Source organism: Micromonospora sp. NPDC005206, from assembly GCF_040608175.1.
Taxonomy (GTDB): Bacteria; Actinomycetota; Actinomycetes; order Mycobacteriales; family Micromonosporaceae; genus Micromonospora.
Map to the genome: position 1 here is coordinate 6,234 of NZ_JBEXHU010000045.1, position 13,813 is coordinate 20,046.

Here is a 13,813-nt window from a genome sequence, read left to right on the forward strand (position 1 = left end):
CGAGCCCGCCGACCGTGCCGTCGAGAGTCCCGCCGAGGTCACCGGTGACGCCGCCAGCCAGGCCGGTCACGCCATGCACCGTGCCGCCCAGATCGCCCGTCACACCACCGACACCGAGCCCGCCGACCGTGCCGTCGAGAGTCCCGCCGAGGTCACCGGTGACGCCGCCAGCCAGGCCGGTCACGCCATGCACCGTGCCGCCCAGATCGCCCATCACACCACCGACACCGAGCCCGCCGACCGTGCCGTCCAATGTCCCGCCGACGTCGACGATCACGCCGCTGGCACCGAGCCCGCCGACCGTGCCGTCCAGGGTGCCACCGACGTCACCGATCACGCCGGCTGCCAGGGCGGTGACGCCGTGCGCCGTGCCGCCCAGGCCGCCGGTGACTGCGCTGACACCGAGTCCACCGAGGGTGTTGTCCAGGGCGCCGGTCACGCTGCTGAGGCTCACGCTGTCGAGGGTGGCGCCCACGTCGCCGGTCACACCGGTGAGGCCGAGGCCGCCCAAGGTGCTGTCGAGGGTGCCGGCCACGCCGCCGAGCGCCAGTCCGTCGACGGTGGCACCCGCGCTAACTCCGAGGCTGTCTCCGGCAAGAAGGGACGTGACGCCCTGGACAGGAACGTAGTCAGCGACCAGCGGAACGATGTCCTGCACGTCGGCCGGGTTCACGTCGTTGAGGCCCGCGCCGTCCAGCGCACCTTGCGGGTCCGCCTCGTACGCCGCCCGGGCGTCGACGTTGCTGAGCAGGCCGAATACGAAGTCCTGCAGGCTCTGCGGCGACGCCATCCCAGCGGTTACGCCCATCTCGGCGGTCGACCCCGCGTTGGCGGTGGACTCCAGACTGGTCGTCGAGTTCGCATCGGCAGTTACCTCCGTGTTGCCGGTCCAATCGGCGGCAGAGGTGGAGTTCACGTCGGCGGTTGAATTTGTGCTGGCGCTTTCACTCATGTTGCCGGTCCCATCGATTGGTGTTTTAGGACGTGGTCCAGGCAAGCTCACCCGACCCACGATCGACCGTAGGTTGAACAGCGGTATCGGGCATCGGGGGTGCACCCCAGCGTTATCCCGCCGGGTTAGGGCATCGGCGGCGTTTGGCGTTAGGGGATTACCGGGTTCCTGCGCGAAAGCCCCCATCGATAGCCCCAGGTTGGTGAGGCGCAGCAGCCGGTCAGCGAACTTGACGGCGTCATCGAAGCGGCGGTTGCCGACTGCACCAAGACATGACTGCCGTTCAGACAGTTGGACCTCGATGCGGCCATGCAGCGTCCCTCGCGGGATCCATGGCCACCACACGACCCGGCCGCGCCTCAGCGCCCGGCGCTTACCCGGCACGACCACCCACGGGGGACTGCGGTGTACCGGGTTTGAACGGCACATTGGCCTCACTTTCCCACCGCGATGTGGCTCCCGCTCCCGCACGTGCAGGCCGAGATCAAGGCCGTGGCCGCCGCTGCGCTGGGCGGTAACTGGCGTCCGCAACGCGGGAAGCCAAGGCGGCGCTGTCCGCTCGAGTACCAGCGCAAGCTCAATAACGGCAGGACGGCCGCCATGCCCCCGACATGACGCCTCGCCAACGCTTCTACCGACACATTCTCAAGAGCCCACCGAAGCCGCGCCGGCAGGTTGTTGACAGACGTCGGGGTCGGCAGAGACATCACAGCCGAACCAGCCCGTGCCCGACGAGGTGCTCCGCGAGATCACCGGCCGGCGGCAACCACTCCTCCGGGCAAGCGACAGGGGGGAGGTCATACCGGGGCCAGGCATCGACGAATCTTCGGTGGGACGATCAGCGAGACAGCCCGCCGTAAGTCGCTTGGGAGTGATGTACCGGCGGACGCTGTGGTCGGTGGATCAGTTGGCGGCGAGTGTGGCCAGGTAGGTGTCCGCGGCGTCAGGTGTCATGAACCAGTTCTGGAAGTCGTTGGGGTCGGAGAAGCCGTTGGCGAACCGGCGGGCGATGGTCGGGTTGGTGGAGGCGGCCGCGAGGATCTGCTGTACGTGCGGGGGTAGCGGCTGGAGCATGGCGTTGGTCCAGGTGGTTACGGCCTGCCCGGCGCTTTCCCAGAACCGCTCGAACGTCTGAGTCATCCAGGGTCCGTCGAACGGCTGGTCCCCCCGCTCCAGGATGGATCCGAGGTATGAGTAGGCGCACTTGGCGGCGGTGTTGCTGCCCTGGCCGGTGATGGGGTCGTTGGCGACCACGACGTCGGCCATGCCCAGGACGAGGCCGCCCGAGGGCAGCTCTGCCACGGGGTGGCGCACGGTTGGCGTGTATCGACCGGACAGGGTGGCCCGCCCGTCGGTGAGCTCCACGTCGGCGCACCGGTCATAGATCCATGGGGTGTACTGGCGCACGAGCTCGAGGGTCAGCTTGAGATGCTCGGCCGGGTCCCGCCGGTCTTTCCACAGGTCAAGCGGGCCGTCGGGCACGGCTTCCCAGAATAGGATCTCGCATGGCCCGGACAGGGTCAGTGCGGGGATGACGAAAAGTTCCCCGAGTCCGGGGACGGCGTTGAAGCTGACATGCGGCACCGGCCACAGCGGGTCCGGTGTCATGCCGTGCACGTAGGCGACGGCGAGTCCTCGCTGGGGTGCGGTGTACACCGACCGCTGCGGGTCGCGGTCGAAGACGCCAACCAGGTCGCCCTTGCCGGCGGCGACGATGGTCAGGTCGTAGCGGCGCAGCTTGGTGAGGCCGTCCAGGTCCGCGGTCGTCACACCCTGGTAGTGCACCGTGCCGCCGCGCTGCTCAAACAGCTCCAGCCAGCTGGCCATCTTCAGGCGCTGGTCGGTGCTTTGCGCGTAGCGATCCAGAGGGCCAGAAAAGCGCAGCGCTCGCTCGCCGGGTGGGGCGGACAGGGACAGCTGCAGCCCCTCGATGTGCGGTGTCTGCTCCTGCCAGAGATCCAGCCCGTACTCACGCTCGGTGTCCAGCGCCGCGGCGAACATCGCCTGGGTGCTCATCACCCAGCCGCGGCGGATCTCATCGGGGGTACGGGCCGACATGATGGTCACGTCGTACCCTTCGGCGAGCAGACTCAGCCCGAGTTGCAGCCCGGACTGTCCGGCCCCCACGATCAGAATCTTCCGCATTGGTGCCTCCAGGTGGTTGAGCTACCGGGCCGCGAGTGCGTCCGGGACCGCGCCGGTGGTGCGTGCCATCGTGTGTTCGACGACTGCCAGCAGGGCCCTGGCGACCGACGACGGGTCGCGGGCGTCGCAGGTGATCAGCGGAACCTCGGCAGACAGCGTGAGGGCGGCGCGGATGTCCTCTAGCTGGTGCGTCAGCACGCCGTCGAAGAGGTTGACGCAGACCACGAACGGCACGTCGCTGTCTTGCTCGAAATAGTTGACCGCCGGGAACGATGCCTCCAGGTTCCGGGTGTCGGCCAGCACCAGCGCGCCGACCGCGCCCCGGCACAGGTCGTCCCACATCGGCCAGAACCGTGGCTGCCCGGGTGTGCCGAACAGGTACAGCACGAGGTCGGCGCCGATCGTCAGCCGGCCGAAGTCCATGGCCACGGTCGTGGTCGTCTTGTCGATTCCCGGGTCCAGCCGGTCCACCGTCTCGCTCGCCGCTGTCATCCACGCCTCGGTGTTGATCGGGGGAATCTCGGAGATGGACTGGACGCAGGTGGTCTTACCGACGCCGAAGCCGCCGGCGATGACGATCTTCGCCGAGGTCAGCAGGGGGCTGTCAGGCAAGCTGGCGGAGGCCATCGCGCAGTCTCTCCAGGAGGTGAAGATCGATCTGGGTGGTGTAGTGGCCGTCGTGGATCTGCAGCCGGTCGGTGGCGGCGAGGTCGTCGACCACGACCCGGGTCACGCCCAGCGACATGCCGCATACCGCCGACAGTTCGGCAACCGATCTGGTTTGCCGGGCCTGCTCGTACAGTGACCGCGCCTCGGGCAGCAGCCCTGAGGCGAAGACCGCGTCATAGAACGGCACCGACACCAGGGTGTGCACCAGCAGATGCTGCCGGGTGCGTGCGCGTCCCCCGGTCAACACGTAGGGCCGCACCTTCCAGTAGGTGGTGGGCACTTTCGCTCCCTCGGCTCTGGCCACTCAGCCGGGCGGCTGGCTGACGGTGAGGCGGTGCAGATCGTGGCGGACCTGCGGGGTCAGGACGTGCCCGACGGCGCCGACGAACTGCGTCATGTGGTAGGAGACGACCCGCAGGTCACAACCAGCGGCAGCGGCCACGGTCAGCCCCGCGGAATCGCCGACCCGCATGAACATGAGGTGTCCGCGCGGCAGGCGAACAGTCAGATATTCCGACGCGCCTAGGTCGAGCAGATCTGCGCTGCGGTCGGCCATGCTGAGCAGCCCCGCGGTCAAGGCAGCCAACTGATCGCCCAAGTCCCGGGAAACCCGGCGGGAAGCGGCGAGCTGCAGACCGTCGAGGGACACGATCAAAGCATGGGTGACACCGGGCACGTCGTCGGCGAACTGGCGCACCAGCCACGCGAAATCCTGGTGCCCGGAGGCGGCCGCCTGCGGTCCGCCGCTGCCGCCGTTCGGGTGAGTCATGGCAGGTGTCCTTCGGGTTTCACGGTTGGTGGTACCTGTGCATCGGTGACGCCGGCGGCGAAAGCAACCGTCTCGTCCGGCCAAGTGTCCCGATCTGGCGAGGCGCGGTGCCCCGATGCGGCAACGGCGTTCTCAATCCCGCCATCGGGGCGGCCGTCAGCGCGCACACTCTCCGGTACGCGACGGGGAAGACCACCATCACTGGCGACCGATTGCGCTGCGACGCGGTGGCCGTTGCCGCCCGGCCGGCCATGTACGAGCGTCAGGCGAGAGGTGGAAGCTTGCGCGCCCGGGTGCGACGCCTCCACCTGCCCCCCTCCTTCACGGGCTCCGGTTTGAACCGACGGGCGGTGGGCCACCGGTGCCGCACGTTGGGGATGCGAGGGTGGAGGGGGTGTGGACGCCATCTCACATAGCAGCGGCGCGGGAACCAGCACGGTCGCGGTCGTGCCGCCCGAGGGTCGGTTTGTCAGCGCGACCCGCAGGTGGTGGGCGCGGGCCAGGTACGAAACGACGACAAGACCCAGATGCGCTGCCGGGTTATCCGCGACCGGCGCCGATGTGTTCCCGGCCAGCATGGCGTTGAGCGCAGCGAGTTGGTCGGGCCTGACACCGACGCCGGCGTCCTCGACACGAAGCAGCACGCTGCCGTCCTCGGTGATGAACGACGACACGATCACCGACGAGGTCGGCGGGGAGAAGCGGGTTGCGTTGTCCAGCAGCTCAGTCAGCACCCGAATCACGTCGTCGGCCGCGAACTCTACGACCCCGAGGCCCACCACATGTCCGACACGAATTCGCGCGTAGTACTCGGTAGCCGATGTCGCGGCCCGAATGACATCGACAAAGGCGACCGTCTGCCGGTCGGCGTCCTCGACACGCCGTCCCAACAGAACCTGCAGGTTCTCCGCGTGGCGGCGGATGCGGGTGTTCGCGTGGTCGATGCGGTAGAGCCGCTCGAGCCGCTCGGGATCCTGCTCATCGGCCTCGACAACCTCGAGGTGGCTGCCCATCTGGTAGGCCGACGCCAGAATGCGCAGCGCGAACTGCTCGCAGATCGCGGGCCACAGGGTCTCGACACGCTCCGGTGGTGGCGACGGGTCCGGTGGGGTCGACCCCTGCTCTTGAGCGACCGCCCATTGCGCCACGGTGGGGTCCAGCCATCTGGCCAACCGTTGCCGCCACGTCACCGGATGCCCATCCATCGAGTGAGTTGCCACGGCTTGATGTTTCACGATCTACCCGACCAATCGGTTATCTCGTGTTCTGGCATGGTGCAGCAGTCAACCACCGTCTTTCACCGATCGCAACGCTTCAGACCCCGACTGGGAGAAATCTTCCTATTCACCTTCGCCTGTCCGTCCGGTCGGCCGCGGCAGGACCGTCTCGGCGTCCTGTCGCACCAACGCCATCGTCCGGAGTGCAGCACTGCGGTGAAAGGCGCGCGGCGTCGGCTGATATGGCTACTCCCGGTGTACCTCACGGTGCTGTCGGTCACGCGGAGCGTTACCCGGGCGTCGTGAGTCCCGGCGCGCCATGGATGTCGCGCACCCCGACCTCCAGAGGAACAGGCGTCGATGGTCCGGATGTCGTTACGGTCCGCCAGACACGCTCGACGTCCAACCATCCGCACCCCAGCGGCCGCTCGGTCCGGCTGGTGTCGCCCGTTCAGGTGGGGAAACCTCTTGCTGTCCAGGCCGCCGGCGCCGTAGCGGAGATCTCGGCGGTGGTGCCATTCCTGCTGGTGCGGCAGGTCGGTACCCCGTCGCCACCGATTCCGACATACGACCCAGGGGGTTGCGTGTTGGTTGGTATGCCTGTGGGGTGGCGGAGCTAGCGGACGACGAACAACCCAGCCTGGACCAGGGGCCGGCGAAGAGTGGTGAGCCGGCGTCTCGGACAGCGTCTGCGGGTCGTCGGACGGCGGGGCTTGGGCTGACGTTAGGCGCCTTGGGCGTGGTGTACGGCGATATCGGGACTAGCCCGCTTTATGCGTTGAAGACGGTGTTCACCCTCGACCGTGGCCTGGTACCGACCGCGCCGGACGTGTTCGGCGTGATCTCGCTGGTCTTCTGGTCGATCATCCTTATCGTGTCGGTCAAGTACGTCATCTTCATCCTGCAGGCCGACAACGAGGGCGAGGGCGGGGTGATGGCCTTGGCCGCGCTTGCCGGAAGAGCGCTGGTCAAGGGCAGCGAAAGGCGCGCCGCCACTGTGCTGGCGCTGGGTGCCTTGGGTGCTGCCCTGTTCTACGGCGACAGCGTGATCACCCCGGCGATCTCGGTGTTGTCAGCGGTGGAAGGGCTCGAGGTCATCTCCCCGGCGTGGGCGGTGGTGGTGCTCCCGGTGTCCGCGGTGATCCTCACCCTGCTGTTCGCCATTCAGCGTTGGGGCACCGGACGGGTCGGGGCGGTGTTCGGGCCGATCATGCTGCTCTGGTTCGCCAGTCTGGGCGTCGCCGGCGCGGCTGAGGTGATCCGTCATCCGAGCGTGCTGGCCGCGCTGTCCCCCAGCTATGCGGTCCTGTTCTTCGTGGACCACCCCGTCATCGCGTTCATCGCCATGGGCGCCGTGGTACTGGCGATCACCGGCGCCGAAGCGCTCTACGCCGACATGGGACACTTCGGCCGCGCCCCGATCCGCCTGGCCTGGTTCGCAATCGTGTTTCCCGCCTTGACGCTCAACTACCTCGGCCAAGGCGCGTTGATCCTGCGCGCACCCGCCGGTCGGAAGAACCCGTTCTTCCTGCTGCTACCCGACTGGGCGCAACTGCCGATGGTCGTCCTGGCCACCGTGGCCACCGTCATCGCGTCCCAGTCGGTGATCTCCGGGGCGTTCTCAGTGTCCCGGGAGGCCATGCGGCTGGGCTTCCTGCCGCGCCTGCGCATCCGGCAGACCTCGTCCCACCAGTACGGACAGATCTACGCGCCCGGGGTGAATTGGGGCCTGTTCGCGGCAGTCCTGCTGGTGGTGTTCGCGTTCGGCTCATCCACGAACCTCGCCGCCGCGTATGGGGTAGCGGTCACCGGCACGTTCCTGATCACCACGACCCTGTTCCTCGTCGTCGCGCGGGTCCAGTGGCATTGGCCCTTCTGGCGACTGGTGCTGTTCGGGGCCGTCTTCGGCAGCCTCGAGCTGACCTTCTTCACCGCGAACCTAGCCAAGGTCACCCACGGCGGGTGGCTGACGCTGCTCATCGCGATCGTCCTGTTCACTCTCCTGCTGACCTGGCGGCGCGGAGCGCAACTGGTCACCGCCCGGCGCATCGAGCGCGAAGGCCCCCTGCGCGACTTCATCGACACCCTGCACGCAGCGAACATCCCGCGGGTGCAGGGCACCGCCGTTTTCCCTCACCCGAACAAGGAGACCACTCCCCTGGCGCTGCGGGCGAACGTCGCGCACAACCACGTACGCCACGAGAAGATCGTCATCGTCACCGGTAGCACCGCGAACGTCCCCCACATCCCGTGGGATCAGCGCCTCACCATCGACGATCTCGGCGACCCAGACGACGGCATCATCCACATCAGCGCCGTCTTCGGCTTTCAGGACCCCACCGATTTCCCCGAGGTCATGCGCCGCAGCGCCACGCACCCCCTCGCCGAAGGAATCGACTGCGAGCAGGTCTCCTACTTCGTCTCGCGGATCACGCTGCGCTGCACCCGTAGCCCGGGTATGGCCACCTGGCGTAAACGGCTGTTCATCGCCCTTGCCCACAACGCCGCCAGCCACGCCGAGTTCCTGCACCTACCGGAGGAACTCACCATCGTCCTCAGCGCCGAAGTCCCCGTCTAGACCCGCGCTCGTGGACCACCGCGAGCCCCGCCCAGTAGTCGGGCAAAGCACAGTCCGGCGATGTGGAGCATGGAGGTGTGAATCTCCGCCGACGTCGACACGCGCAGCTAGAACCGCGCGGACCCACAGCTCCGTGAGCACCGCCGAGTGCAGCTCCTGCAGCCGCTGGCCTCATGCCACTGCCTTAAGCGCCAGCGAGAGGTGGGCCGTCAGGTATGCCCGGCCGGCGGCGACCGGACCGAGTGCACCAGCTGAAGCTGGGCGGGTCGATGAGCCCCTACCGGTGGACCATCAACGGAGCCACCTACCACGACGCCGCGTCACTGCCGGCGCGGCTGGGTGAGCGGGTGCGGCTGGAGTTCGTCAACCGCAACCAGATGTTTCACCCGATGCACCTGCACGGACACACCTTCGCCGTGGCCGGTGGCGGCGTCCGCAAGGACACCGTCATCGTCGTTCCCGGCCGGACGGTCACCGTCGACTTCGACGCTGATAACCCGGGCCGCTGGATGGCCCACTGCCACAACGCCTACCACGCCGAGGCCGGCATGATGGCCACGCTCGACTACCGGGATTGAGGCCGCGTCGACGGTCCATCTCGACAGTCAGGCACGGTCGTGCTGAAGCGGCAGCTGACCCAGCAGGAGCCGCTCGGGGGCGGTCGTCAGGAGAGGACGGCGTCCACGACCTCGGTGGCCCGCCACTCGTGCTGGGCGTACAGCCATCCGAACGCCGACACCTGCACCGTCTGCGCCGCGACGGTCAGCGGAAGGTCCTGCCAGCCGGGAACCTCCGATAGTGCGGTGAGGAACTGCTGGGTGGCGTACTCGGGCTTCATCAGGTCCCGAATCGCGCCCCAGCCGGAGCTGGGCCGCTGCTGGAAGAGCCCGACCGAGTCGTGGTCCCAGCCGATCGCCTGGTGCGGGTAGTTCTGCGACTCCGGCAGCACGCCGCTGGCGTAGTTGTACAGGTTGCTCTCCTGCATGGCGGTGGCTACCGCGATGACCAGCGCCTTGCGCGGCACGTCCATCTTCTGGCCGGTGCGGACGATCGTCGTCGCGTTGTCCATCTGGGCCTGGTCCAGCCCGGCGACCGGGACGATCCGCTTAGGCGTGGGCTTGGGCTTCACGGTCGCCTTCGCGGTCGCCTTCGCCTCCGGGGTGGGCTTGGCCGTCGGTGACGGGGAGCTTGCGGGGGCGGGGCTTTCGGTGACCGGGGCGGCGGACTCGCGGGCCATCGCGCGGGAGGCGGCGTCAGCTTCCGCCCGCTGGGCGATCTCGGCACGCTGGTCGGGGGCCGGTGACTGGCCGGCGGGGTTGGCGGGAATCAGGGCGAAGCCGACCAGTCCGAGGCAGCAGGCTGCACCGGTGACCATCGCAATGCGGTTCCGGTGCCGCCGGTCGGCGGCCTGGTTATCGAGACCGACGAGGCCGGTGAGCCGCGATACGGCCCTGGACAGCCGAGGCTGAAACCGTCCGGCTGTCCGGTCGGTGGAGGTAGCATCGTCCGAACGGTCAGTCGGTCCGCCGAGGCCGTGATGGTCGTCGAGGTTGCCGTCGTTATGCATCCGACGAGGCTAAGCAGGGTCAGCAGCGGTTACACACGGTGATCATGTGGCGGTGACCACACTTTGCTCGGCCGCAAGGGGAGCCTCAGGCTGGCTCCGGCGGCGATGGGGAGGATCCTCGCCGTCCGGGCAAACAGGTCATTCCGTCGCGCGCCGGAGGGCAGGGTCGGAACGGCCCAGCAGGCCAACTGCGACCCGATGATCGATTAACTCAGCCTTTCAGGTGATATGGGGTTCGACCGTTCGCTACAAGACCTATGGCAGATCGGCGTATTCGCCCTGTTTGATCACCGGGTCGCGGCTCGCGGTCACCGGCGGTTCCCGCCCCGTTCACCGGACCGTCTGTCCAGCGTCTAGGGCGACGCCGCCGCGTCCCACAGCAGGCCCGCGGCGACACCCACCGCGTGGCTGAGTGCGGCAGCGGTCACCGCAACCCTCGCCGACCACGGCCTCCCTGGCTTGTCATGGGACGGGGAGTGATCGCTGCCCGGCGGTGCGAGCGCGGGCTCGCGGTAGGTCGGGATGATCCAGCGCAGGTAGTAGAACAGGCTGACCACGCTGTTCGCGAAGACGACGACCGCGAGCCAGGCGAGGCCGCCGTCCCACGCGGCGGTCGCCGTCGTGAGCTTGCCGACGAACACGGCGGTGGGTGGGGTTCCCACCAGGCCGAGCAGGGCCACCAGCAGCGCTGCCGCCAACCCCGGCCGACGGCCCGCGACCCCCCGCCAGTGGGCGAGGTCCCGGCACTCGGGCGGAGCCGCGGTGGCAGCGAACGCGGCGATGTTGGTGACATAACCGGTGAGGTAGACCAGCAGCGAGGGCAGGGCGAGGTCGCTGCGGCCGGCGGCCACGACCGGCACGAGGAGAAAGCCGACCTGGCTGACGGTGGACAAGCCGAGCAGTCGCCTCGGATCCACCTGCCCGAAGATCCGCACGCCACAGGCCGCCGACCGCTGGACCTGGATGATCCTCGCCGCCTACACCCAGCTCCGTCTGGCCCGCGCCCTGGCCGCCGACCTGCGCTGGCCCTGGGAGAAACTCGCACCACCGCAGCGTCTGTCACCCGCCCGCGTCCGCCGAGGGTTTCGGCACCTCCGCGCGAGAGTCACGAGGCTGTCGCACAGCTTTCGATCTTCAACTGTCAAGAGTTCTTGCTGTCCTTCGCCCACAACGGACGATCATTTCGTGCCGTGACATACAACGGCACTGTTGCGTTGAGCGTTGAACCGCAGATACCAGCGGACCGCGACCACGATCACCTCGGGCGGGAACCGGAACCCGGCGAACGCCGACTTCGGAGGCAGCCACGGGTCAGGCCGGGTCGATGACGTCACTGCTCAAGCCTGCCTCGATCTTGCCAGCGCTCAACGCAACAGTGCCCTCCACCGAGGTGTGGGTCGGCGGCAGACGGGATGGCAGCGAGCGGTTATGCGTTCAAGAGCGGCGGTTGACTTGGCGGTATCGGGTGTGTTCGGGCCTGCCGGGCAGTTGAATGGGGCAAATGGGCAGCCGGTTTGCCGGGCGGCGGCAGGCCGCGGGTCGGGCGGTGGGTTTGCTGCGGCGGAGCGGCAGCGCGCAGCAGGCGACGTTCGTGGAGTTGTTCTTCGATCTGGCGGTGGTGTTCGCGTTCGACCGTGTGGTCGCGGGGTCGTTGCCCGGTTTCCTCAGCGACGACCCGGCGCAGCGGTGGGGCAATGCCGGCCGGACGGTGTTGCTGCTCATATCGGTGATGTACCTGTGGACCACCACCGCGTACCTCACCGGCCGGTTCGAGCCACGCGGCGCGGGCACTCGGGTGATGCTGCTGCTTAGCACCTTCGCCATGATGATCATGGGGACGGCTGTGCCGGGGGCGTTCGCCGGTGAAGGTCTGGTGTTCGCGGTGGTGTTCGTGACGGCACGGGTGGCGCGCCCGGCCGTGATGTCGCTGGGTCTGCGGTCGCACCGGTTGCGCCGGTTGTACTGGCGGGTAACGGCGTGGTTATGCCTGGCCGGGGTGTTTTGGGTAGGCGGCGGGGTGGCCGTCGGCGCCGCCCAGCTGGTGTGGTGGGCGGTGGCGGCGGTGGTGGATCTGGGATCGGCGAGGTTGGGCTGGCCGTTGCCCGGGCTGGGTCGGCGTCAGAACACCATCTGGCAGCTCGCCGGGCACTACCTGGCGGACCGGAACCAACAGCTGTTGATGATCGCCCTCGGTGCGAGCATCCTCGCCGTCGGGACCAGCTATAGCACCCACCCGCACGACCTCTACAAGACTGCTGGCCTGGTGATCGCTTTCGCCACCACGACGCTGCTGTGGCGGGTGTACTTCCAAAAGGCCGGTGAGCTGCTGCCCGAGGCCCTTGACGCGGCAGACGATCCCGCGGGGTGGGGTCGACGGGTCGGGTTCGCGCATGCGCTGATGGTGCTGGGCATCGTCACCACCGCAATCGGATATGAGATCGTGCAGCACAGCCACACCCACGTGACACACCCGTCGTGGCTGGCGACAATCCTGGGCGGGCCGGCGCTGTTCCTCGTCGGCCGGGCCCGCCTGGAGCATCTGGTGTTCGCCCGGGTCTCGCGGCGCAGGATCGTCGGCATCGCCCTGCTGGCCGCGGCAGCCCCGCTGATGGGGCGGGTGTCGCCGCTGGCCACCGCGACCACCGCCGCCGCAGTGCTGCTGCTCATCGCCGTGCTGGACTGGCGCAACGCTGCGGGCAAGCCACCGGAGGTCCCGTCGCCGCCCAGCTGACCGCCGCCCAAGTAAGAGCGGGCATCGACGGCGGATAGAAGGTTTGCCGCGTCGATGCCCCGCCACTTTGTGGAGCCTACGTACGTTGCTAATGGCTTGGGGTTGACCAGATTCGACGGACAGGGTCGGGTCTGCTGCACCGATAGGTGACAGTTTCAGTCACGCAGCCTGACTGGCCGGTGGGGTCATGATGGTCTCGTACTCGATAGGGGTCAACCGGGACAGAGAGTGTTGTCGTCGGCGGCGGTGGTAGGTCCGTTCGATCCAGGTCACGATCGTGGTCCTCAGCTGCTGCCGGGTGGCCCTACGCCGGTCGAGGACGTTGTTCTGCAGCAGGCCGAAGAACGATTCCATGGCGGCGTTGTCGCCGGCGGCACCGACTCTGCCCATCGACCCGATCATGTGATGCTGGTGTAGGGCGTGGACGAACTTCCGGCTGCGAAACTGGGCGAGTTCAATCGGTCGTTGCAACGCCGGGCTGTTGTAGTGAGCGTATCTGCTCGGCGAAGACCTCGGCCGGGGTCTTCCAGCCAAGGATCTTGCGGGGCCGGTTGTTGACCGCGAGGGCGACGGCCTCGAGGTCCTCGTTGGACCACCTCGACAGGTCGGTGCCCTTCGGAAAGTACTGACGCAGCAGCCCGTTCGTGTTCTCGTTCGTCGGCCGCTGCCAGGGCGAGTGCGGATCGGCGAAGAACACCGTCGTGCCGGTATCGAGGGTGAACTGCGCATGACCGGAGAGCTCCTTCCCGCGGTCCCAGGTGAGGGTCTTGCGCAACTGCGCGGGCAACTTCGTCATCGATGTCGTAAGCGCGGTGTTCATCGCGACAGCGCCGTAGCCGCCGAGCGAGGGACCGTTCTTCACCGGTGGTTTCTCGCCCCAGCCCTCCAACCGAGGCAGATGCACGAGAAGCGTGCAGCGGCTGGCGCGCTCGACGAGCGTGCCGATCGCGGAGCGGCCCGTCCCGATGATCAGATCCCCTTCCCAGTGCCCGGGGACCGCGCGGTCCGCGGCTTCGGCGGGGCGCTCGCAGAGGACGACATCGGCAGTGACATGCCCTTGCGGCTTGTTCTGCGACCGCGCTCTGGGAACCCGCAGCGCCCGGCCGGTGCGCAGACACGCAACCAGCTCACGCTTGAGCGCTCCACGTCCCTGAATGAACAGTGACTGGTAGATCGCCTCGTGGC

At 68.0% G+C, this 13,813-nt stretch carries 11 protein-coding genes and 4 pseudogenes; 4 read left to right on the forward strand and 11 right to left on the reverse strand.

The genetic code is table 11. From position 1 onward, the window contains the following. From ABZU69_RS35680 to ABZU69_RS35705, 6 genes are all read right to left on the reverse strand, one after another. Positions 1 to 1,003 (reverse strand): IniB N-terminal domain-containing protein (locus ABZU69_RS35680; RefSeq protein ID WP_354968659.1); only part of this gene is annotated, 1,003 nt, incomplete at its 3' end. A gap of 852 nt (positions 1,004 to 1,855) precedes the next feature. Beyond that, positions 1,856 to 3,097, reverse strand: a complete 1,242-nt coding sequence (locus ABZU69_RS35685; RefSeq protein ID WP_354968660.1) for a styrene monooxygenase/indole monooxygenase family protein — start codon at positions 3,095 to 3,097, stop codon at positions 1,856 to 1,858. Positions 3,098 to 3,118: 21 nt separating this feature from the next. Continuing rightward, on the reverse strand, positions 3,119 to 3,724 hold the full coding sequence (locus ABZU69_RS35690) for an ATP/GTP-binding protein (protein WP_354968661.1): 606 nt from the start codon (positions 3,722 to 3,724) through the stop codon (positions 3,119 to 3,121). Continuing rightward, positions 3,702 to 4,046, reverse strand: a complete 345-nt coding sequence (locus ABZU69_RS35695; RefSeq protein ID WP_354968662.1) for a DUF742 domain-containing protein — start codon at positions 4,044 to 4,046, stop codon at positions 3,702 to 3,704. Before ABZU69_RS35695 ends, ABZU69_RS35690 begins: the two co-directional genes overlap by 23 nt. Before the next feature lie 24 nt (positions 4,047 to 4,070). Continuing rightward, a complete protein-coding gene (locus tag ABZU69_RS35700; RefSeq protein ID WP_354968663.1) occupies positions 4,071 to 4,535 on the reverse strand; it encodes a roadblock/LC7 domain-containing protein in 465 nt (154 codons plus the stop codon). Continuing rightward, positions 4,532 to 5,755 (reverse strand): ATP-binding protein, encoded by a 1,224-nt coding sequence (locus ABZU69_RS35705; protein WP_354968664.1) that lies wholly within the window; start codon positions 5,753 to 5,755, stop codon positions 4,532 to 4,534. Before ABZU69_RS35705 ends, ABZU69_RS35700 begins: the two co-directional genes overlap by 4 nt. Positions 5,756 to 6,485: 730 nt before the next feature. Here ABZU69_RS35705 and ABZU69_RS35710 point away from each other — a divergent pair. Both ABZU69_RS35710 and ABZU69_RS35715 read left to right on the forward strand, forming a co-directional pair. Beyond that, positions 6,486 to 8,330: a KUP/HAK/KT family potassium transporter gene (locus tag ABZU69_RS35710; protein WP_354968665.1), complete on the forward strand. Its 1,845-nt coding sequence runs from the start codon at positions 6,486 to 6,488 to the stop codon at positions 8,328 to 8,330. Between the two features lie 224 nt (positions 8,331 to 8,554). Beyond that, positions 8,555 to 8,908, forward strand: a pseudogene (locus ABZU69_RS35715) (multicopper oxidase domain-containing protein); the annotation flags it as partial. 86 nt (positions 8,909 to 8,994) lie between these two features. On the opposite strand, the gene ABZU69_RS35720 reads toward ABZU69_RS35715, so the two are convergent. Together ABZU69_RS35720 and ABZU69_RS35725 are read right to left on the reverse strand one after the other, a co-directional pair. Next, entirely contained in the window at positions 8,995 to 9,705 is a 711-nt protein-coding gene (locus tag ABZU69_RS35720; protein ID WP_354968666.1) for a peptidase M23, read from the reverse strand. A 545-nt stretch (positions 9,706 to 10,250) separates the two neighbouring features. Next, a pseudogene (locus tag ABZU69_RS35725) lies at positions 10,251 to 10,823 on the reverse strand (proton-conducting transporter membrane subunit); the annotation flags it as partial. Between ABZU69_RS35725 and ABZU69_RS35730 the strand changes: the two are divergent. After that, positions 10,804 to 10,998, forward strand: a pseudogene (locus tag ABZU69_RS35730) (transposase); the annotation flags it as partial. The pseudogenes ABZU69_RS35725 and ABZU69_RS35730 overlap by 20 nt on opposite strands. 77 nt (positions 10,999 to 11,075) lie before the next feature. On the opposite strand, the gene ABZU69_RS35735 reads toward ABZU69_RS35730, so the two are convergent. Further along, a complete protein-coding gene (locus tag ABZU69_RS35735) occupies positions 11,076 to 11,231 on the reverse strand; it encodes a hypothetical protein (RefSeq protein WP_354968669.1) in 156 nt (51 codons plus the stop codon). A 167-nt stretch (positions 11,232 to 11,398) separates the two neighbouring features. On the opposite strand from ABZU69_RS35735, the gene ABZU69_RS35740 reads away from it, so the two are divergent. Continuing rightward, positions 11,399 to 12,628 carry a low temperature requirement protein A gene (locus ABZU69_RS35740; protein WP_354968667.1) on the forward strand — a complete coding sequence of 410 codons (1,230 nt, stop codon included), beginning with the start codon at positions 11,399 to 11,401 and terminating at the stop codon, positions 12,626 to 12,628. A gap of 159 nt (positions 12,629 to 12,787) precedes the next feature. On the opposite strand, the pseudogene ABZU69_RS35745 reads toward ABZU69_RS35740, so the two are convergent. Then, positions 12,788 to 13,078 (reverse strand): annotated as a pseudogene (locus ABZU69_RS35745) (integrase core domain-containing protein); the annotation flags it as partial. A gap of 4 nt (positions 13,079 to 13,082) precedes the next feature. Continuing rightward, the coding region (locus tag ABZU69_RS35750) for an IS30 family transposase (protein ID WP_354968668.1) at positions 13,083 to 13,813 on the reverse strand (731 nt) is incomplete at its 5' end.